General features: G+C 63.3%; 18 protein-coding genes, 1 tRNA gene and 1 pseudogene. 7 read left to right on the top strand and 13 right to left on the bottom strand.

What is annotated here, in order from left to right; translation table 11 throughout:
* Positions 1-311 precede the first annotated feature (311 nt).
* The gene (locus FJ934_RS28600) at positions 312-635 is read right to left on the bottom strand and encodes a hypothetical protein (RefSeq protein WP_226890484.1); all 324 of its coding nucleotides are present in this window, start codon (positions 633-635) and stop codon (positions 312-314) included.
* Positions 636-646: 11 nt separating this feature from the next.
* Between FJ934_RS28600 and FJ934_RS28805 the strand changes: the two are divergent.
* Positions 647-1,432, top strand: a pseudogene (locus tag FJ934_RS28805) (tyrosine-type recombinase/integrase); the annotation flags it as partial.
* A 72-nt stretch (positions 1,433-1,504) separates the two neighbouring features.
* On the opposite strand, the gene FJ934_RS26145 reads toward FJ934_RS28805, so the two are convergent.
* The 8 genes from FJ934_RS26145 to FJ934_RS26110 all read right to left on the bottom strand — a co-directional run bounded on the left by FJ934_RS26145 (position 1,505) and on the right by FJ934_RS26110 (position 8,223).
* Positions 1,505-1,578 (bottom strand) — tRNA-Gly (locus tag FJ934_RS26145).
* Positions 1,579-1,774: 196 nt separating this feature from the next.
* Positions 1,775-3,268 (bottom strand): hypothetical protein, encoded by a 1,494-nt coding sequence (locus tag FJ934_RS26140; protein WP_140613301.1) that lies wholly within the window; start codon positions 3,266-3,268, stop codon positions 1,775-1,777.
* Positions 3,265-3,720 (bottom strand): GtrA family protein, encoded by a 456-nt coding sequence (locus FJ934_RS26135; protein ID WP_140613300.1) that lies wholly within the window; start codon positions 3,718-3,720, stop codon positions 3,265-3,267. The genes FJ934_RS26140 and FJ934_RS26135 overlap by 4 nt, the downstream gene beginning before the upstream one ends.
* 32 nt (positions 3,721-3,752) lie before the next feature.
* Positions 3,753-4,778, bottom strand: coding sequence for a glycosyltransferase family 2 protein (locus FJ934_RS26130; RefSeq protein ID WP_210241978.1), 1,026 nt, complete (start codon positions 4,776-4,778; stop codon positions 3,753-3,755).
* A 110-nt stretch (positions 4,779-4,888) separates the two neighbouring features.
* Positions 4,889-6,319: a HAMP domain-containing sensor histidine kinase gene (locus FJ934_RS26125; RefSeq protein ID WP_140613299.1), complete on the bottom strand. Its 1,431-nt coding sequence runs from the start codon at positions 6,317-6,319 to the stop codon at positions 4,889-4,891.
* The gene (locus FJ934_RS26120; protein ID WP_140613298.1) at positions 6,316-6,990 is read right to left on the bottom strand and encodes a response regulator transcription factor; all 675 of its coding nucleotides are present in this window, start codon (positions 6,988-6,990) and stop codon (positions 6,316-6,318) included. The genes FJ934_RS26125 and FJ934_RS26120 overlap by 4 nt, the downstream gene beginning before the upstream one ends.
* A gap of 46 nt (positions 6,991-7,036) precedes the next feature.
* Positions 7,037-7,423, bottom strand: coding sequence for a hypothetical protein (locus FJ934_RS26115; protein ID WP_140613297.1), 387 nt, complete (start codon positions 7,421-7,423; stop codon positions 7,037-7,039).
* Between the two features lie 182 nt (positions 7,424-7,605).
* Entirely contained in the window at positions 7,606-8,223 is a 618-nt protein-coding gene (locus FJ934_RS26110; RefSeq protein WP_140613296.1) for an outer membrane protein, read from the bottom strand.
* Between the two features lie 502 nt (positions 8,224-8,725).
* Here FJ934_RS26110 and FJ934_RS26105 point away from each other — a divergent pair.
* Positions 8,726-8,989 (top strand): DUF6460 domain-containing protein, encoded by a 264-nt coding sequence (locus FJ934_RS26105; protein WP_140613295.1) that lies wholly within the window; start codon positions 8,726-8,728, stop codon positions 8,987-8,989.
* 9 nt (positions 8,990-8,998) lie between these two features.
* On the opposite strand, the gene FJ934_RS26100 is transcribed toward FJ934_RS26105, so the two are convergent.
* The gene (locus FJ934_RS26100; protein ID WP_140613294.1) at positions 8,999-9,901 is read right to left on the bottom strand and encodes a histone deacetylase; all 903 of its coding nucleotides are present in this window, start codon (positions 9,899-9,901) and stop codon (positions 8,999-9,001) included.
* Positions 9,902-10,033: 132 nt separating this feature from the next.
* On the opposite strand from FJ934_RS26100, the gene FJ934_RS26095 reads away from it, so the two are divergent.
* Entirely contained in the window at positions 10,034-11,374 is a 1,341-nt protein-coding gene (locus tag FJ934_RS26095) for an MATE family efflux transporter (RefSeq protein ID WP_140613293.1), read from the top strand.
* Here the strand turns inward: FJ934_RS26095 and FJ934_RS26090 are convergent.
* A complete protein-coding gene (locus FJ934_RS26090) occupies positions 11,367-12,446 on the bottom strand; it encodes a quinone-dependent dihydroorotate dehydrogenase (RefSeq protein ID WP_140613292.1) in 1,080 nt (359 codons plus the stop codon). The two genes, FJ934_RS26095 and FJ934_RS26090, sit on opposite strands and share 8 nt — an antisense overlap.
* Positions 12,443-12,793 carry a DUF952 domain-containing protein gene (locus FJ934_RS26085; protein ID WP_140613291.1) on the bottom strand — a complete coding sequence of 117 codons (351 nt, stop codon included), beginning with the start codon at positions 12,791-12,793 and terminating at the stop codon, positions 12,443-12,445. Before FJ934_RS26085 ends, FJ934_RS26090 begins: the two co-directional genes overlap by 4 nt.
* A 108-nt stretch (positions 12,794-12,901) precedes the next feature.
* Between FJ934_RS26085 and FJ934_RS26080 the strand changes: the two genes are divergently transcribed.
* Together FJ934_RS26080 and FJ934_RS26075 are read left to right on the top strand one after the other, a co-directional pair.
* Complete coding sequence (locus tag FJ934_RS26080; protein WP_140613290.1) at positions 12,902-13,336, top strand: hypothetical protein; 435 nt, start codon at positions 12,902-12,904, stop codon at positions 13,334-13,336.
* 126 nt (positions 13,337-13,462) lie between these two features.
* A complete protein-coding gene (locus tag FJ934_RS26075) occupies positions 13,463-14,122 on the top strand; it encodes a response regulator transcription factor (RefSeq protein WP_140613302.1) in 660 nt (219 codons plus the stop codon).
* 35 nt (positions 14,123-14,157) lie between these two features.
* Here the strand turns inward: FJ934_RS26075 and FJ934_RS26070 are convergent, their stop codons facing one another.
* Positions 14,158-17,643, bottom strand: a complete 3,486-nt coding sequence (locus tag FJ934_RS26070) for a PAS domain-containing hybrid sensor histidine kinase/response regulator (protein ID WP_181165776.1) — start codon at positions 17,641-17,643, stop codon at positions 14,158-14,160.
* Positions 17,644-17,885: 242 nt separating this feature from the next.
* On the opposite strand from FJ934_RS26070, the gene mscL reads away from it, so the two are divergent.
* Together mscL and FJ934_RS26060 are read left to right on the top strand one after the other, a co-directional pair.
* The gene (gene mscL, locus FJ934_RS26065; protein WP_140613288.1) at positions 17,886-18,308 is read left to right on the top strand and encodes a large conductance mechanosensitive channel protein MscL; all 423 of its coding nucleotides are present in this window, start codon (positions 17,886-17,888) and stop codon (positions 18,306-18,308) included.
* Positions 18,309-18,413: 105 nt separating this feature from the next.
* Positions 18,414-19,580, top strand: coding sequence for a pyridoxal phosphate-dependent aminotransferase (locus FJ934_RS26060; protein ID WP_140613287.1), 1,167 nt, complete (start codon positions 18,414-18,416; stop codon positions 19,578-19,580).
* Positions 19,581-19,730 lie beyond the last annotated feature (150 nt).

The following is a 19,730-nucleotide window of genomic DNA, read 5'->3' as shown; positions in this document are numbered from 1 at the left end:
CGCTTCACCGCCGAGCAATGCACAAACTACTTCAGCGCCGCAGGTTACGAGCCAGAGTGATCAGATTCTGCTCTAGAAGCTGCCGTTCCGCTTGCGGCCCGAAGAAGACGACAGTACGGCTAAAGTGCGTCGAAGCTTCAACGCGCGCAACGGCATTGGCGATAGTGCAAGCCTGCCGACCCTAGTTGGGCTCCGCGACGATCCGGCCGCCGACGCCGGTTTGGCCAAGCGTGTGAGCAGGTTCACCGCGCCGTGAAGGATCTGATGCCTTGAGCAGGAAGCCCGCTTTGAGGCGGGCTTCCCGGAGCACCCTATCCCAATGCCAGGTCTGCAAGCAGGCGACGGATCGACGTGATGCGGTCAGCATCGGCCGACTTGTCGTCCATCGTTTCAAGATCGAACCTCAATCGATCCAGGATCGCAATGGCGGCAAGCCCATTGCCGCGAACGAGCTTTTCCTCGTCGGTCAGTTCGTCCCAGTCATCGAATTCAGGGAGGATATTGCCGCTCCCATCACGTTCGAACGGCATATGAGGGCAATCATCGATATGAGGCCAGTGGGAGGCGGACTCGAGGAGGCGCCCCGCAAACTGCGGATTGTCGTCCTCATGGATCCTCGCAAAATGCTCATACAAATCACGGACCCTGGCTAGACCGCATCGCCGACCATTTCGGCGAGTTGCGGATCGCGCAGTTCGATCGGCCTGAGAGGATCAGGCCGATCATTCGGCAATGGCGAGCCAAATATGCCGAGAAGCCGCGGACGGCGGACTATGGCATGCAGGTATTGTCCCGCTTGCTCTCCTACGCTGTCGATCCGCTGGGTAAGATCGCTTCCAACCCATGCGAAGGGATCAAGCAGATTTACAACCATTCGGACAATGATCGCTCCGAGATCATCTGGACGGATGGCGACATTGCGCATCTGAAGAAGACCTGCTCGGTCGAGATTGCGCACGCCGTCGACCTGGCTGCCCATACCGACCTGCGCGCTGGGGATCTCCTGCGCCTGTCCTGGTCCCACATCGGCGAGGATGCGATTGTGATTCCCCGCCGGCAAGAGCGGCCGCCGCCGCGAGGCGATCATCCCGCTTTACCAGGCATTGCGTGACGTGCTCGCGCGCATACCGAAGCGCACTCCCGTCATCCTGACGCACAGCAAGAAAGAGCCTTGGGCGCCGGGCAGTCTCACCAACGCGTTCGACAGGGCCAAGGAGGAGGCCTGGCCGAAAGGCGGCAATCTGCACTTCCACGATTTGCGCGGCACTGCCGCGACAAAGTTCTACCTTGCCGGTCTCACCGCGCGCGAGATCGCCGAGATCATGGCATGGGAGGAGAACACCGTTGAGCGGATCATTCGTCGCTACATTGGCCATGCGCTGCGCTCAAGGAGAAGATCCGCAGGCTCAATGAGGCCAGATCGAGAACATAGGCTGTAAAACTACCTGTAAAACCGCCACCTCGATCACGGACAGACAAGAGGCTCAAATCTTTGTGCGCAAGGTGGAGCGGGTAGCGGGAATCGAACCCGCGCGTTCAGCTTGGGAAGCTGACAAGCTACCATTACATCATACCCGCGCGTGCCCTCGTTACCATGAGGTTCGGCCTTCGGGCAATCGCAAAGCTGCCGTCAAAACGCATGCTCCCATGTTTCGTCGGCGCTGGCCTGCGATTCCTATTTTATCTTCGCGACCTTGTTGCTGGCGGCAAAGCTTGGCCGGTATTTCGAAATGGCGAGCGTCGCGCCGGACAGGTTCGCGCGGGCGCGGTAAAATCAGGCGCCGGGAGGCAGGTAGATCACGGCATAGTCGTCCGCATAGGCGCGCTTCCAGCCCAACTCCGCGAAGAAGGGGATGCGGGTGTCGTCGGCTGTGAGGAGCGCCCAGCCGATGGCGTATTTCTTCAGCTGGGTCTCGAGCAGTGGTTTTCCGTCGCTGTGCCCCGTCGCCTCGTCGGTTTTCGTGAACCCGTTGAGGAACAGCTGGTCCGTCCTGCCGTCAATGTAGGTCTTGATGCCGTGGAAGATCAGCGTGCCGCCGAAATTGTACGAATTCAATACGTTACCCGACAGGCGATGATCCCTGGCGAATGCGAGGGCGCCGTTCGCCGCTGTCGTCGGGCTTGGCGCGACCTGGTATGTGCTGCCGAGAACCGAGACGATGCCGACCGCCAGGACAGCCATCGCGCCGCAGATTGCATAGAACCGGCCGGCGAAGATCTTCTCCAGCCCATCACGCTTTTCCGTCAGCCATGTGGTGGCCGAGAGCGCAGGATATTGCCGTGCGATCTCGGCCGCGATTACCAACGGAATTAACAGGAAGGGCAAATATACAAATCGCAGATGGGCGAGATAGACGTGCAGGGTGAAGATAATGAACAGCGCCCTGGCCCAGCCGATCCGGAACCTCGATACCAGAAGTCCGAAAAACGCCAACAGCATTACCGCTTCCTGGAAGAGCTGTTCTTGGGCGTTGAACGGCCGCCATTCCAGGATGAGTGGTACCGCCTCGTTGCCATAGGCCACGGTGAGTGTGGCCAGGATGGCCTTCACGCCATAGGGATGCATCAGGCTGACCAACGGGCAGAGCAGGCCGAAAGCCGCCCATTTCGCCAGCAGGGCGGGTTTCGACAGGCCCGAGCGTGCCAGGAGATCGAGCCCGGCAAAGGCGGCGATGACGAAGCTCAGGGTGAACGTGGCATGCAGGTTAGCCCACAACACGACAAGCACGAGCAACCACAGGGGCGGGGCTCGCTCTTCCTGCGCGGCACGAAACAGCATTGCCGTCCAGACGACGATGATCGGCAAGGTGAAGACGTGTGGGCGTGCCGTGTAGATCGGGGCGATCAGGAAGGCCGCGACGAAGGCCAGCGCTACCGCCAGTATCGGCTTCAGCCATGCGCTGAGGAACCATCCCATCAGGAAGACAGTCAGGCCGACCGTGGCGATGATCAGTGTGACGACGCCGTTCCAACCGCCCGCGCTGTAGGCAAGGGCCAGAAGAACCTGCCCCAGCCATTCCTTGGCGATCCAGGGCTGGCCTGCAAAAGTATAGGAATAGGGGTCGACGGCCGGAAACGTCAGGCTCGCCAGGAAGTCCAGGCCGACCTTCACGTGCCACCAATTATCGGGATCCTGCAGGATCGCGCCGGCAAAGTCCGCCAGCACATAGGCCACGACACAGGCGCAGAGAAGACAGAATACCAGCCTGATGCGTTGCTCGTCCCCGAGCGACGGAGTGGCCGTGATGATTGTGGCGGCCCGGTTCATGTCGCGGTTCCGGTCCATCTCGCATTCGTTCCGGCCAAGGCGTCTGGATCATCGGCGACGAAGACGAAACGGGCCGAGCCCAGATAGAAGATGACCGAGTAGACGCAGTTTCCTGCCAGATGGACGAACGGGTTTTCGATGATACCGGCGGACATGGCAGCGATCACGATTCCCAGATTGGCGCCATAGGCGACAATGAAGGTGATCGCGTACCGAACGACCGCGCCGGAGCGAAAACCGCCGGCGCGTCCGAACGTCCATCGACGATTGAGGAAGAAGCCAAGGGTGAGGCCCGCGGCATAACCTGTGGCATTGGAGACGATGTCGCCGAGCCCCAGCGCCAACGCGGTCAGGATGAGCGTATATCCAAGCGCGGTGTTGAGAAGCCCGACGGCGCCGAAGCGCAGCATCCGCGAGAGATCAGACGGAAGAGCCGACCGCATCCTGCCCATGCCGTTCCCGTTGCATCCGGTGAACCTTCGCCTCAGCCGCGCGCGGCTCGTTTCGCCATCTCCTGCAGGCGGTGGACGGGCAGTTCGCTGTTCTTGGCCGGCTGGTCGCGCGAAACGATTTCGTTGACGAAGTAGAGCGGCCGCCGCTTCGTCTCCATGTACATGCGGCCGAGATACTCGCCGAAGATGCCGAGCACCAGGAGCTGGACGCTGCCCAGGATCAGCATGATCGCGGCAAGGCTCGTCCAGCCGGGCAGCACATTGCCGACGGACCATTCCAGCAGCGTATAGCCAAGCACGACGAGGCCGAGCAGGCCGAACATCATCCCCAGCAGCGAGGCAAACCGCAAAGGCAGGATCGAAAAGCTGGTCATCGCGTCGACCGCCAGAAGAACCATCTTCTTGAGCGGATAGTGGGTGGTGCCGGCAAAGCGCCGGTGCCGTTCGTAGGGGAAGGCGACCTGCCTCAGCCCGATCCAACTCACCATGCCGCGAATGAACCTGTAACGTTCGGGCATCGCGTTCAGATGGTCGAGCGCACGCCGGCTCATCAGCCGGAAGTCGCCGGAGTCCGGTGCGATGTCGACATCGACCATCCGACCAAGCAGGCGATAGAACATGGAGGCGGAAGCCAGTTTGAACCAGCTTTCGCCGTCGCGCTTCACCCTTTGGCCGTAGACGACGTCGAAGCCTTCATCCATCTTCGCCATCATCGCGCCGAGCAGTTCAGGCGGATCCTGGAGGTCGGCGTCGAGAATGAGGATGCGCTGGCCGCGGCAGAACTCAAGCCCCGCGCTGAGCGCGATCTGGTGGCCGTAGTTGCGGGCCAGGTCGATGGCAACCACATGGTCGTCCTTTTCGGCCAGTTCGAAAATGGCCTCGCGGGTGCCGTCGGTCGCCCCGTCGATGACAAGGACGATCTCGTAGGAAGGGCTATGCTCAAGACACACGGCGCTGACGCGCCGGTGAAGCTCGGCCACGCCGTCGCGCTCGTTGTAACATGGCACGACGACCGACAGCATGACTGGGCGGCGCGCGCCGATTTTTCCCGTTCCCACCAAAGCCTGGCTCCCGCTATGGCAATGGCAATAACGGCAATTGGTTAGAAAACAGATAAGCCCGACATGGGCCACCGACACTGCGCGTCTTGCGCCGTCCGTGGCTGCCATTACGAACGGACGGGTAACTCCATGCGGATGCGGGCGCCGCGCCATGAGCCCGTCAGGATCCGGATCGTTCCATCATGCAGCAGCGCGATCTGCCGGGCGAGGTTCAGTCCCAGCCCCGCCCCACGCGACTGCGGCTGCAAGCGATAAAAAGGCTCGAAGACATTCTCGCGTTCTTCGTCGGGAATGCCCGGGCCCTCGTCGCGCACTTCGATGCCTCCGGTCCCGTCGATGGCTATCGTGATCGTGCCTCGACCGCCGCCATGCTCGATGGCGTTGCGCACCAGGTTGGCGAGCGCCCGCTCGATCTGCAGCACGTTGACCTCGACGTGCGCCTTGTTCGGCGACGGCTCGAAGGCGAGGTCATAGCCGGCCTCGATGGCGAGCGGGGCGAAATCGGCGGCGACCCGGCTGACGAGATCGTCGAGATCGACGATCTGGCGCTGGTCGGACGGGCGGTCCAGCGATTGATGATCGAGCAGTTGCTGAGCAAGGTGCGACAAGCGCTCGATGTCATGCAGCAGGCGCACGCTTTGTGGTTCCTGCTTCAGCAATTCGGCGCGTGTGCGCAGGATGGCGATCGGCGTGCGCAATTCGTGCGCGGCGTCGGTCAGGAAACGGTTGTGCCGGTCATAGCCCTGCGCGAGCCGGGCCAAAGCCTCGTTGAAGGCGTTCACCAGCGGCGCGATCTCCTGCGGCACCTGCTTGACCGGAAGTTGCATGGCCCGGGTGCCGATATCGATGCGCGCGGCCTGGCGCACGGTGTCGACAAGGCCGGCAAAGGAGCGGCGCACGACGGTCGGCGTCGTCACCAGTGTCGTCGCGCCCATGACGAGGATGACGGGCAACAGCAGGATTGCGATGACGACCGCGAGCGCCGGCAGGGCGCGCTCCCAATTCCTGCTGCCATCCGGATTGCGCGCGACTTCGACGGTGGCCGAGATGTTGATTTCGAGGCCGTCTGTCTGCTGGCGCGACGACTGCGTCGCGGCGACGATCTGCACCGTGCCGGCCTTGGTCGAAGCGTTTTCCAAATAGGCTTCCGGCTGCATGTCCTTGTCGGAGAATCCGATCGTGGCGTGGTCGGCCTCGCCAAGCAGATCGCCCAAGTTCTGGGTGTAGACGTCCGGTATGGTGCCGGAGCGGACGCTTTCGCCGCTGCCGCCGCGAACGATGTACCAGACATTTGGAAAACTCTCGCGAAACGCTGTGAGTTCTTCCGTTTCACGCACGATCAGCCTGCCGTTCTTGTCCCGGTCGACGGCATCCTTGACGGCCGCGACGGCAGCCTCGTTGTCGATCAGCAGGCGCGGATTGGCGATCCACAGTGCTGCCGCGCAAAGCACGATGAAGATAAGCAGCGTCGCTGCCTGCAGCAGGATCAGCCGGCGGACCAGGATCCATTGCAGCGAACGCGCGCGCGCCTTCTTCACGAGGCCGCCCGCAAGAGATAGCCGAGATTGCGGATCGCCCGGATCTCGATGCCGGCGGCGACATCGTCGAGCTTGCGGCGCAGCCGGGAAATATGCGCGTCCAGCGCATTGGAGCCGATCTCGTCGTCCAGGGCGTAGACGGCCTCTTCGAGCGCGCCGCGCATGATGGTTCGGCCCGGCCGGCGAATGAGGGTTTCAAGCACCAGCCTTTCGCGCCGCGGCAGATCCAGGGCCTGATCCTCGACCAGCGCCTCGCGATGGCGGAAATCATAGATGAGGCGGCCGACCATCGTCTGGTTGGCGCGCGAAGTGAACGAGCGCCGGTGCAGCGCATGGAGCCGCGCAACGAGTTCCACCGTGGCGAAGGGCTTGACCATGTAATCGTCGGCACCGGCATCGAGCCCGGCGACGCGGTCGTCCAGCCCGCTCATCGCCGTCAGCGCGATCACCGGCACGTCCAGGTGCAAGGCACGCAGACGCGGGATCAGGCCGAGACCGTCGCCATCCGGCAGCCGGCGGTCCAGCACCACCGCATCGTGATAGCCAAGACGAGCCACCGCCTCGCCGTCGGCCAATGTCGCGGCATGGTCGACGATGATATCCAGACGCTCGAGAGCGGTCTTCAGCACGGAGGCCATTTCCGGTTCGTCCTCGATCAGCAGGACGCGCATACGTATTCTCCTTCACCCACGGCCGGTCGGGATCCGCCGCGGCAATTCATTCGCATTCCAGCTTTGGCTGGCGGAAATTGGTGACGAACCAGCGGCCGCTCGAAGCGCGTGCGTAGAATGTGTAGAAGCATTCCTGGCGCTCGATATAGCCGGGCGTTTCGGTCTCTTCATAGACGGTTCCGTGTTTTGTGTGGCGAACCTCGCCGCTCGATGTCCCGGAAACCGCGTTCGTCGACACCTTGCGCCATTGATAGGCGCGCTCGCCCTGGCCGAGGTCGACGACCGCTATTGGCGGACCATAGTCCAGAATGACCGATTCGACCGGTTGCCCGACATAGTTCTTCATGATGTCGGAGGCGCAGCCCGCGAGCGCGATTGCGATGGACACTATCTTCAGGGCTCGTAGGAAGTAGCCGGCTCCATGCATGGACATAACAGATTCCCATCGTGAATTTCACGCGCGGGACCTAGATCGCGAAGATTACATCGACATTGCAGCGAAGTGCCGGATCGGGGTCTATTGCGGAAAAGCCGTCGTCCAAAGGCTCGGGCGCATATCGAAACACGCGATCGCGCGACGCCCGGCGGGCTTCGCGCGATCCGATGTGCACCCTCCTAGAACCGATAATTGATGCCGGCCTTCAACTCATGACTGCCGATCGTGGTCTTGGCCGCACCAAGGGCCGATGTCGTCTCGACGCCGGGAGTGCGGACATAGTCGTACTCGACCTTGGCCGACAGGCCGCCGGCGAAGCCCTGCTCGATACCGGCGCCGACGAGATAGCCGACCTTCCATCCGTCGCTGCTGCTCAGATTGTCAGCCTTGTCGAATTTGGTCAGCGCAACGCCTCCGGTTCCGAACAGCAGCGTCTGGTCGAAGCTCAGGCCGGCCTTGGCCTTGGCCGCACCACGCCATTTCTCCTTGATCTTGCCGCCCTGGACGTTGTGTTCGGCACCGCCGAGATAAGAGCCTTCGATCTCGGCGCCGAGAACGGCGGGGCCCATCTGCTGGTTGTAGCCGGCCTGAACGCCGCCGCTGAAGCCGTTTCGGTCGGCGAACGGATTGGGCATCTTGGTGAACGCCGTACCGCCATGGACACCGACATAGGCGCCGCTCCACTGGAAGGCGGGTGGATCGTTGTAGGTTGGCGAGAGGTCGGCGGCCATCGCCGGCCCGAGAAGGCACAAGGCGAGGGTTCCCGCCGTCAGGACGATCTTTGCTCGAGAGGACACTGCATTACTCCAACACAGACGCGCATCCGACAAATCGATACGCAGGTTAATTCCCGGGAGCCTGACCGTTGGGGCGGCCATGCTCCGATTGGCGTCTTTCAGGGATGGTCGTGCGGTTCTGGGGACCGGCTTTCGCCGGCTGTTGTAGGGGGCAGGGCGCCGCGCGGTCCATCACCTGAAAGACGCCTGATATCTCGCAGGTGAAAATTGCACGCACATTGCGCGACATTCGAAAATGACGATTTTGCGCTTTATTTTCAATAAATTAAAATGACCTTGTTTGCCTATGTTTAAGAAATGCGGAGCCTCGGAATCGTGAGTCTCGATCATCCGGATGAAGGGCCGCGCCGTTCCGGCTCGTTCGCCGCTCGGATGCTCGATCGGTGACGGCTTCCCGCGGCAGGTTTCCCGCGTACGGATCGCGTTGGCTTGATGGATGGCCGCCAAGCACGTATCTCTGGGCCGTGCCCATGAGTCCGGGCATCTCAACCGGGAGACGGCCTTGTCCGCACTGACACGCATTCTTGGCGATTCGCCGCTCAGGGTGATCCTGAAGCTGCTGGTGGTGTCGTTCCTCGTCGGACTGATCATGAATGCCTTCGGCTGGTCGCCGATGGATGTCTTCTACGGCATCCAGAAGTTCTTCATCGATCTGTGGAATCTGGGTTTCCACGCCATGGACCGTTTCCTTGGCTACATCATGCTCGGCGCCGCGATCGTCGTGCCGGCCTTCGTCCTGCTCAGGATCGCCAACTACCGGAAGTAGCTTTCCTGATCAGGCGTAGCCCGACGCGACTTCGAACAGGATGGCGTGGCGGGCGGCAAGTGCCGGCACATCCGTGGAATAGCCGCCACCGATGACACCGCAGACCGGAATGCGGCGCGCGCGGAAATGACTGATGACGGTCTCGTCGCGGGCGCGAAGTCCGTCATTGGAAAGTGCCAGCCGGCCAAGCCGGTCCTCGGCATGGACGTCGACGCCGGCGTTGTAGAAAACGATGTCCCAGTGCGCTCTGGCCGACAGCTCCGGCAGGATCGTGGCCAGCCTTTCAAGATAGGCGGCATCGCCCGTGCCGTCGGGCAGTGCGATGTCGAGGTCGGAAGCGATCTTGCGCGCGGGGTAGTTGCGCTCACCATGCATGGAAAAGGTGAACACGCGCGGCTCGTCGCTCAGAATATCCGCCGTGCCGTCGCCTTGATGCACGTCGAGATCGACGACCAATATGTTGTGTGCCGCACCCTCTGCGAGCAGCATCAGCGAAGCGACCGCGACGTCGTTGAAGGTGCAGAAGCCGGCGCCCTGCGCGCGCCGTGCGTGATGGCTGCCGCCGGCGGTGTTGCAGGCAATGCCGTGGCGCAAGGCAAGCCGCGCCGCAAGTGCTGTGCCGCCCGTGGCAAGCTGTGCGCGCAGCGAAACGCGCGGGCCGACCGGAAAGCCGATCTCGCGCTCGATCTTCTCCGGGACAGAGCAGGTGATGACCTGATCGACATAATCCGCCGCGTGAGCAAGCTTCAGCCATGACGCTGGCGCGGGTTCCGCAGTGTTGAGCGCGTTGGGTCCGGCCAGGCCGCGGGTCCGCAAGACCTCCATCAGCAAGGGATACTTGCTCATCGGAAAGCGATGATTGACGGGAAAGCCGGCGTCATAGTCGGGGTGGTGGACGATCTGCAGGGGCATGAACGGGAACCGGCGGCTTCGCGCCAGAGCGGGATTTCGGTTGGCCGTCGCGTGAAGAATGATTGCGCGGTGGCCGGAAAATGGGGCACATCGGCTCTCCGATCAAGCAGCAATCAGCAAGGCAGCGATCCCTTGGACAAGGGTGCAACCCCGGCCGACGCCAGATATTTTGTCGTCACCAACCGTTCCGTGCTCGCCATCGCGGTGCCGATGACGCTTGCCTACCTGACGACGCCAATGCTCGGCCTGGTCGACACGGCCGTGGTCGGCCAGTTCGGCGACGCCGCCTTGCTCGGCGGCCTTGCGGCGGGCGCGCTGGTCTTCGACGTCGTCTTCACCTCCTTCAACTTCCTGCGCTCGGGCACCACCGGCCTCGTCGCCCAGGCGTTCGGGCGTGGCGATGCGCTCGAGGAGCAGGCGGTGTTCTGGCGCGCCGTTCTCATCGCGGTCGTCGCCGGTATCGTGCTGGCGGCACTTTCGCCAGTGCTCGCCGTCGGCGGTCAGCGGTTCATGGATGCCGGGCCGCGCGTCAGCGAGGCGATGGGCATCTACATCAGGATCAGGCTCCTCGCCGCCCCCTTCTCGCTGATCAACTACGCCATCCTCGGCTATGTCCTGGGGCGCGGCGAGGGCAGGCTGGGGCTGGTGCTGCAACTGGTGCTGAACGGCATCAACATCATACTCTGCTTCCTGCTCGGCCTAGAGCTTGGCTGGGGTGTCGCCGGCGTCGCCTGGGCGACCGTCACCGGCGAATTCCTGGCCATGCTGCTGGGTCTTGTCATCGTTGTCAGGCGCTTCCGCGCGACGCCGCCCCTGCCACGCCATCGGCTGCTCGACATGGCCGCCTTCCTGCGCATGCTGTCGCTCAACCGCGACATCATGATCCGCTCCTTCTCTCTGCTTGCGGCTTTTGCGCTGTTCACCCGCCAGGGCGCGCAGTTTGGCACGGTGACGCTCGCCGCCAATGCGGTCCTGATGAATTTCTTCCTCGTCGCCGGCTATTTCCTCGACGGCTTCGCCACCGCCGCCGAACAGCTCGCCGGCCGAGCCGTCGGCGCGCGTGCCGAACGGCCCTTCCGGCAGGCGGTGCGGCTGACCTTGCTCTGGGGCCTTGGGTTGGCCGGTGCCGCGACGCTGGTGCTGCTCCTGGCCGGCACCAAGCTGGTCGCCATCGTCACGACGTCGCAGGAGGTCCGCGCCGTGGCCGACATCTATCTGCCCTGGGCGGCGTTCACCGCTCTGAGCGGTGTGCTGGCGTTCCAGATGGACGGCGTTTTCATTGGCGCGACCTGGTCACGCGACATGCGCAATATGATGCTGCTGTCGTTCCTCGTTTTTGCCGTCGCGCTGCTCACGCTGGCGCCTGCCTTCGGCAATCACGGCCTTTGGGCGGCATTGCACGTGTTTCTGCTGGCGCGCGGCTTCAGCCTGCTGACAATTCTGCGGCTACGGGTGCGGACGGCCTTCAGCTGAGCGGCTTCGATGCCCATTGATCGAGATGGCTGTCGCGCAAGTCGCGAATGGACTTCAGCCGCTCGGTCTCGGCAAATCGCGCCATCCCGGCGACGATCCGGCCCGGCAGCGCCGGTCCGGCATAGATCATGCCGGTGTAGAGCTGGACGAGATCGGCCCCTGCGCGGATTTTTTCCAGTGCCGTATCGGCGGAATCGATGCCGCCAACGCCGATAATGGCCATGTCCGGCCCGAGCAATTTGCGCATTTTTGCCAGCGCGATGGTCGATCGATCGAACAATGGCCTGCCCGAAAGCCCACCAGTCTCGCGTGCAGTGTCGCGGCTGCGCAGCGGCGGCCGCGAAATGGTGGTGTTGGAGACGATGACGCCGTCGACCCGATTCCCGGCGACTTCGGCGGCGATATCCTCCAGTTCGGCCTCGATCAGATCCGGCGCGATTTTCAGGAAAACGGGTGGCTGCGCGGATGCCGCGGCACGCGCGGCCATGACCCGGGACAGCAACTCGCCCAGTTGCTCGCGCGCCTGCATGTTGCGCAGGCCCGGCGTGTTCGGCGACGAGATGTTGACCGTGAGATAGCTGGCATAGGCAGCGAAGCGGGAAACGCCGCGCTCATAATCGCCGATACGGTCGCTACTGTCCTTGTTGGCGCCGATGTTGACGCCGACGATGCCAGGGCGCCCCTTGCGCGCGGCAAGGCGCTTCTCGGCCGCCGCATGGCCTTCATTGTTGAAGCCCAGCCGATTGATCACGGCTTCATCCGCCGTCAGCCGGAAGATGCGCGGCTTCGGGTTGCCGGCCTGCGGCAAAGGCGTGACCGTGCCGACCTCGGCGAAGCCGAAGCCGAGCCCAAGCAGCGCGTCGGGCACCTCGGCGTTCTTGTCGTAGCCGGCGGCCATACCGAGCGGGTTCGGGAAATCGAGACCGCAAAGCCCGACCTTCAGCCGCTCGTCTTGTATCGGCCGCCCGGCGACCGGCAGGCCGCAGCGCAGCGCCGCGATCGACAGGCCATGCGCGGTTTCCGGATCGAAGGTGAACAGCAGCTTCTGGCCAAACCGGTCGAGCACGCTCATTGCTCCTCCAGCGCCGGGAACTGGTGGGTGCCGTCGGCACCAAGCGGCAGCGGCTTGACCCACAGCACGGCGCTCAGTTCCAGCACGCCATAGAGATGCGGAAACAGGGCGCCGCCGCGCGACACCTCGTATTTCAAGGCGTCGCCCAGGCTGGAGCCGTCGATGGCGACCAGCAGAAGGTCGGTCTGGCCCGAGAAATGCTTGGCCGCCGTTTCCCTGGCTTGCGCTGCCGTCGAAAAGTGGATGAAGCCGTCCGCGATGTCGATCGGCGCTCCGGTGAAGCGGCCATTGGCTTCGGCCTCGCGCCAGGGCGCTTCCGGAGTTATCTTGTAGATAATCTGTGACATGGTTGCGCTATAGTCTGAACCAGTCATGCGGGGAAGACCACGCCAAGGGGTCTTCCCCATTTCCGGCGCAAACATGCGATATTTCAGGCTTTGGCCATGGAGGACAACATGCGTCTGCAGCACATCTTGATCCCCGCCGCGCTCGCTTCACTGGTCGCGGCCTCAGCTTATTCGGAAGAAACCGACCGCTACCGGCTGGAGAAGTCTGACAACGGCTATGTCCGCATGGATACGCAGACCGGTGCGATGTCGCTCTGCGAGGAGCGCTCCGGCCAGCTCGTCTGCAAGATGGCGGCCGACGAACGCGCCGCTTTCCAGGACGAGGTCGACCGCCTGCAAACATCGATGAAGTCAATGGACGAGCGCGTCACCAAGCTGGAGAATTCGCTCTCCGTCCGTCTCGAATCGAAATTGCCCAGCGAGGAAGATTTCAACAAGACGATGAGCTACATGGAGCGCTTCCTGAAGGGCTTCATGGGTATCGTCAAGGATATGGACAAGGACAGCGGCGACGGCGTCCAGCCCAACTCGCAGAAGACCTGAGCGCCAAAGGCAAGAGAAAGTGCGGCGCGCTGGTTTTGCCGCTTGAAAACGGCGCGCGGCCCCTCATAATCGTCCGACTGATCCCGAAAAGCCTTGAAATGATCGATGGGATTCGGGGAGGAATATTTGCCGTCAGGCTACACGTTCGTCATCGCCGACGATCACCCGCTGTTTCGCGGTGCGCTGCGCGAGGCGCTTGCCGGCATCGGCAATGTCGCCGCCATCCACGAGGCTGGCGATTTCGAAAGCGCCAAGGCGCTGGTCGTGGCCAATGAAGATGTCGATCTGGTGCTGCTCGACCTTTCGATGCCCGGCGCCAGCGGCCTCTCCGGCCTGATTTCGCTGCGCGGCGTGCATCCAGGGGTACCGTTGGTGGTGGTGTCGGCGCATGACGATCCGGCGACCATCAGGCGCGCGCTCGATCTTGGCGCGTCCGGTTTCATCTCCAAGTCGGCCAGCATGGAGGAGATCCGCGGCGCTGTGCAGACGGTGCTTGCCGGCGACATCGCCGCGCCGGTTGGCGTCGATCTCGGCGTCGAGCGCGATCCCGAAATATCGGACCTGATCAAGCGGCTGCAGGCGCTGACGCCGCAGCAGACACGCGTGCTTGGGATGCTGGCGGAAGGCCTGCTCAACAAGCAGATCGCCTACGAACTCGGCGTCTCCGAGGCCACCATCAAGGCGCATGTCTCGGCCATCCTGCAGAAGCTCGGTGTCGACAGCCGCACCCAGGCGGTGATCCTCCTGTCCAAGATCGGCAGCGACCCGCTGCAGGCGAGCGGCTGATCCGCTCTTGTCGTCGCATCAAGAGACACGATGCCTTATTCGGCAGCCGGCGCCAGCGGCCTGACCCTGGCCATCATCGAGCGCAGCACCGCCGGCTTCAGAGGCTTGTTGATCACCGGCACGTCGAGCTCGCTTGCCGCGGCGCGCACCTCGTTGGAACGGTCGGCGGTGACCAGCACGCACGCCAGATCCTGGCCGTAAGCCGCGCGCAGGGTCCTGATCGCGTCGAGCCCGGTCGCAGCGTCCAGATGATAATCGGCAAGCACGATGTCGGGCCTGCGCGCGCCAGGCCGCAGGAGATCCCCTGACCCGGAGGCGGTATCGACGCTGCACCCCCAGCCTTCGAGAAGCAACCGCATGCCGTCGAGGATACGCGCGTCGTTGTCGATGCAAAGCACTGCGAGCCCGGCAAGCGAGGACGCAATGCGCGCTGGTGCTTTCTCGGTCTCCCGCCTCGGCGCCGCCACAGCCGCCACCGGCAGGATGACGGAAAAACGCGTGCCTTTGCCCGGGTTGGAGAAAATGCGGATTTCGAGCCTGAGCACCCGTGCGATGCGGTCGACGATGGAGAGGCCGAGGCCAAGGCCTTCCGCTTCGCGCGCCCCTTCGTCCAACCGCGTGAACTCACGGAAGACAGTGTTCAGCTTGTCGCCGGCGATGCCGATGCCGGTGTCGATCACCTGGATCTCGGCCAGCTCGCCGCGCCGCCGCACGCCGACTAGGATGCGGCCGTGGCGCGTGTACTTTATCGCATTGGAGACGAGATTCTGGATCAGGCGGCGCAACAGGTTGCGATCGGTCATCACCGTCAGAGACGACGGCATGATCGTCAGCCCGAGCTTTTTCTCGGCCGCCATTGGCCGAAAATCATTGCCGATCTGGCGCAGCAATCCATCGAGGCTGAAGGCGGTGTCATCCGGCTTCATCGCGCCGGCGTCGAGACGCGAGATGTCGAGCACGGCACCCAAAATAGTCTCGACCGATTCCAGCGAGGATTCGATGTTGACCGCCGCCTTGCCGGCCGGCCCCTTGCCGGCCTTCTCGATCAGCGATGAACAATAGAGCCGGGCGGCGTTCAAGGGCTGCAGGATGTCGTGGCCGGCGGCGGCGAGGAAGCGCGTCTTGCCGAGATTGGCCTCTTCGGCCAGCATCTGCGCCTGCGCGAGTTCCTCATTGACGCGGGTCAGTTCGATGGTGCGGGTCTTCACCCGCTGTTCCAGCGATTCATTGGCGCGCTTCAGCGCCAGGTCTTGCTCGACGCGTCCGGAAATGTCGGCATAGGTGGCGACGATGCCGCCATCCGGCATCGGGTTGGACCGCAGCTCCAGGATGCGGCCGCTGGTCTTCAGCTCCATCTGCCAGGGGCTGACGAAACTGGTCAGCCGGTTGAGCATCGTCACACGCTGGTCGGCGGGAATGTCGCCGCGCTCGGCCAAATGGCGCAGGATCTGGTCGAGCGAGACGCCGACCTGCCCCATCTCGTCGGGCAGGTCGAACAGCGCCCGGTACTGGCGGTTCCAGCAGATGAGCCGGAAATCCCGGTCGAAGACGGTGATGCCTTGTTCCATCTGATCGAGCGCGATCTGCAACAGGTCGCGATTGTGCTGCAGCGCTTCGGTCGCGTCGTCGAGCAGGCGGAAGGCATCGCGGGATTCGCGATCGTGGCGGCGGAAGAGCAGCGACAGGATCAGCCGCGCCGAGGAGGAGCCGACGGCGCTGGCCAAAAGCTGCTCCGAAAAGCGGATGACGTCCATGCTCGCTTGCTCCTTGCCGTGCAGCGAGGTGCCGGTGTTCTTCTCGAACGACTGGAAGGAGCGCTCGGTGCGCTCGACGCCGAGATAGCGCCCGATCGTGTCCTTGAGGTCGTTGACGGTTATGGCGGTGCGGAAGCGGCGCAGGCTGGGCATCGGGCCGGCGTCGCGCGGCACGAAGATGGAGGCCTGGATGCGCTCCAGCGGCACCGACGCCCGTGACAGCGAGCCGAGCACGAAGAACAGCGCGTTGATCGACAGGCTCCACAAGACTCCATGGTTCAGCGGCTCAGCGATGGTGCCGAACAGGGCCTGTGGCCGCAGCGCATCGAAGCCGAACAACCCATGCATGATGATGTCGGCATCGGGCGCGGCGAACGAAGGCAAAAGCAGCGTATAACCCCAGACGAGGATGCCGGCGACCATGCCGAGCGCCGCGCCCCGGCCATTGGCGCCGCGCCAGATCAGCCCGCCGATCAACGCCGGCGCGAATTGCGCGATGGCCGCGAACGACATCAGGCCGATCGACGACAGGCGCGCGCTGTTGGTGCTCTCGCGGTAGTAGAGGAAGGCGATGAACAGGAGGATGAAGATCGCTCCGCGCCGCACGTTGAGGATCAGCGTCGACCAGTCTTCGTTCTCCGAGGTCGAGCTCTTGAGCAGGCGGCGCACGAACAGCGGAATGACGAGGTCGTTGGAGATCATGATCGACAGCGCCACGCTTTCGACGATTACCATGGCGGTTGCCGCCGACAGCCCGCCGATAAAGGCCGCCATGGCGAGCACGTCATGGCCCATGAACAGGGGCAGCGACAGCACGTAGAGATCGCTGCTGGTGCCGGCGCCGACCAGCGACAGGCCGGCGAAGGCGATCGGCAGCACGAACAGGTTGATCGCCACCAAGTAGAGCGGAAACACCCAGGTCGCGGTGCGCAGTTCGGCCTCGCCGCGGTTCTCGACGATGGTCACGTAGAACTGCCGCGGCAACAGAATGATGGCGAAGCCGCTCAGCCCCGTCAGCACCAGCCAGGTGGCGAGCGAGGTGTTGTAGCCCATGGCCTGGCGGACATGTGCGTTCTCAGCGAGCTTTGCGAACATGTCGCCCGGGCCGCCGAAGATCAGGAAGGTGACCATGAAGCCGATCGCCAGGAAGGCGGCGAGCTTGACCACGGTTTCGACCGCCACCGCCAGCACCAGCCCGTCCTGGTGTTCCGTGGCGTCGGCATGGCGGGTGCCGAACAGCACCGCAAAAAGCGCCAGGAGCATGGCGACGACCAGCGAGATGTCGCTGACGAACGGATCGAAGGAGGGCGGCGAGCCCGTATAATGCTCGACCATCAGGCTGACCGTGCCGGAGATCGCCTTCAGCTGCAGGGCGATGTACGGCACCGCGCCTATGGTGGCGATCAGCGTGGCGATCGCAGCAACGGCAAAACTCTTGCCGTAGCGCGCGCCGAGGAAGTCGGCGATCGAGGTGATCTTCTCGGTCTTGGCCAGCCGCACGATGCGGTTGAGCAACGGGAAGCCGAACACGAACACCAGCACCGGCCCGGTATAGATGCCGAGGAATTCGAGGCCGCGCTCGGAGGAGAGGCCGACCGAGCCGAAGAAGGTCCAGGATGTGCAGTAGATGGCGAGGCTGAGCGCGTAGATGAAAGGCCGCGCCCGCCCCGGCCCGGAGATGGCCGAGCGTCGGTCGCCCAAGCTGGCGATGGCAAACAGCAGCGTCACATAGGCGATCGCGATGATGACGATGAACAAGCCCTGCACGGCTCGCAATTCCTCCCTGGCCGGTTTGACGCCCGGCCCTCCTGCACGCAACCACAGCTTGGAAGCCGAGTCCATCGCGGCTTTCGGCGCATCGGTGTCTGATGACGTTGGGCAAAAACAAAGCGGTGCTTTCACCCTTTTTCCGGTTTTGCAACCGGGGGTTTTTGTTATTGTGAGCTCGGGCCGGGGCCGAAAGACATTGGTGAGGCGGCAGCGCGGCCGGTCATGACAAGGAGGGTCGCATGCTGAAAGAATTCCAGGAATTCATCTCCAAGGGTAACGTGATGGACTTGGCCGTCGGCGTCATCATCGGCGCGGCCTTTGGCAAGATCGTCGATTCTCTCGTCAACGACATCATCATGCCGATCGTCGGAGCGATTTTCGGCGGACTGGACTTCAACAACTATTTCATCGGGCTTTCCTCGGCCGTCAACGCCACCTCACTGGCGGACGCCAAAAAGCAAGGCGCCGTTTTTGCGTATGGCAGCTTCATTACGGTGGTGCTGAACTTCATCATCCTCGCCTTCATCATCTTCCTGATGGTCAAGGCGGTGAACAATCTGCGCAGGCGGCTTGAGGCCGAGAAGCCCGCGCCCGCGGCAGCGCCTCCACCCGCCGATGTGCAGCTTCTGATCGAAATCCGAGACCTGCTCGCCAGGCGATAAACGGGTCAGTTCGTTCTGGACCAAAACCCCGGTCGCTCGCGGCCGGGGTTTTCTGTTTTCGCATCTGGTAAAGAGCGGCAAACCCGGAGAGAAAGCGGACCTGTTATGAGCCTGATCGAGACCTTGCGCGCCGAAGCCCGTGCGGCGCCGGAAAGCGGTATTGTCGCCGTCGTCAACTACGGCCGGCTGCGCGACGGCCTGATTCCGCTTTGGGCCGGTGAGGGCGACCTGCCGACGCCGGCCTTCATCACCGATGCCGCGTCGAAGGCACTGGCCGGCGGCGAGACATTCTACACCTGGCAGAGGGGCATTCCCGATCTCAGGCAAGCGCTTGCCCGCTACTACACCAGGCATTTCGCCAAGACGTTCCCGGAGGAGCAATTCATCGTCACCGGCTCCGGCATGCATGCCATCCAGCTGGCGCTCGCGGCACTCGCCGGCGCCGGCGACGAGGTGATCTATCTGTCGCCGGCCTGGCCGAATTTCGACGCCGCCGCAGCGATATCGGGCGCCGTTCCGGTGCCGGTCACGCTCGATCATTCCGGCAATGGCTGGTCCTGCGACGTCGAGAAGGTGGCAGCGGCGATCACGCCGCGCACCAAGGCGCTTTTCATCAACACGCCGTCGAACCCGACCGGCTGGACCGCCGATCACGAGACCTTGCAGGCGATCCTCGATCTTGCCCGTGCGAAGAACGTGTGGATCATCGCCGACGAGATCTATTCACTGTTCCACTACGGCCACGGCCGCGCGCCGTCCTTCCTCGACATCGCGACGGCGGAGGACCGCATCCTGTTCGTCAATTCCTTCTCCAAGAATTGGGCGATGACCGGCTGGCGCGTCGGCTGGATCAAGACGCATCCGAGCCTGCAGCAAGTGTTCGAGAACCTGATCCAGTATTCGAACTCGGGCGTTGCCCAGTTCATGCAGCGCGGCGCGATCGCCGCGCTCGACGAGGGCGATGATTTCGTTGCCGAACAGGTCGAGCGGGCGAGGAAGGCGCGCGATCTGGTCTGCGGCATCCTCGGCGTTACCGGCCGAGCCCGGTTTACCGTGCCGCAAGGCGCTTTCTACCTGTTCTTCACGGTCGACGGCATCACGGATTCGCGCAGTGCGGCTTTCGAAATTGTCGACAAGGCCAATGTCGGCCTGGCGCCTGGCACGGCTTTCGGTCCCGGCGGGGAAGCGTTCCTGCGCCTATGCTTCCACCGCCGCCTCGACCAGGTCGAGGAAGCGGCGCACCGGCTGGCGAAATGGATGAAAATAGGCTGAGTCGGTTGGGATGGCCGGTCAGCGTGCGCCAGCAGCTTGGACCGCGACATTCTCCAGTTGATGTCCCGGCATGGACCCTAGGTGTTTAGTCCCGGCATTTGATGGACCGGGTCGAGTCTGAACCGTTCGGGCTCTTTTTTCCAGATTTTG

Source organism: Mesorhizobium sp. B2-4-12 (assembly GCF_006441575.1).
Taxonomy (GTDB): domain Bacteria; phylum Pseudomonadota; class Alphaproteobacteria; order Rhizobiales; family Rhizobiaceae; genus Mesorhizobium.
The sequence above is the reverse complement of the archived record's forward strand: the minus strand, read 5'-3'. Positions and strand labels throughout refer to the sequence as shown.

Bases quoted from the DNA above. Each gene is read 5' to 3' on its own strand.
- FJ934_RS26085 (WP_140613291.1), bottom strand. From the start codon at position 12,793: ATGTCACAGATTATCTACAAGATAACTCCGGAAGCGCCCTGGCGCGAG.
- FJ934_RS26120 (WP_140613298.1), bottom strand. From the start codon at position 6,990: ATGCGCGTCCTGCTGATCGAGGACGAACCGGAAATGGCCTCCGTGCTG.
- FJ934_RS26060 (WP_140613287.1), top strand. From the start codon at position 18,414: ATGAGCCTGATCGAGACCTTGCGCGCCGAAGCCCGTGCGGCGCCGGAA.
- mscL (WP_140613288.1), top strand. From the start codon at position 17,886: ATGCTGAAAGAATTCCAGGAATTCATCTCCAAGGGTAACGTGATGGAC.
- FJ934_RS26100 (WP_140613294.1), bottom strand. From the start codon at position 9,901: ATGCCCCTGCAGATCGTCCACCACCCCGACTATGACGCCGGCTTTCCC.
- FJ934_RS26115 (WP_140613297.1), bottom strand. From the start codon at position 7,423: ATGTCCATGCATGGAGCCGGCTACTTCCTACGAGCCCTGAAGATAGTG.
- FJ934_RS26135 (WP_140613300.1), bottom strand. From the start codon at position 3,720: ATGGGCAGGATGCGGTCGGCTCTTCCGTCTGATCTCTCGCGGATGCTG.
- FJ934_RS26140 (WP_140613301.1), bottom strand. From the start codon at position 3,268: ATGAACCGGGCCGCCACAATCATCACGGCCACTCCGTCGCTCGGGGAC.
- FJ934_RS26080 (WP_140613290.1), top strand. From the start codon at position 12,902: ATGCGTCTGCAGCACATCTTGATCCCCGCCGCGCTCGCTTCACTGGTC.
- FJ934_RS26090 (WP_140613292.1), bottom strand. From the start codon at position 12,446: ATGAGCGTGCTCGACCGGTTTGGCCAGAAGCTGCTGTTCACCTTCGAT.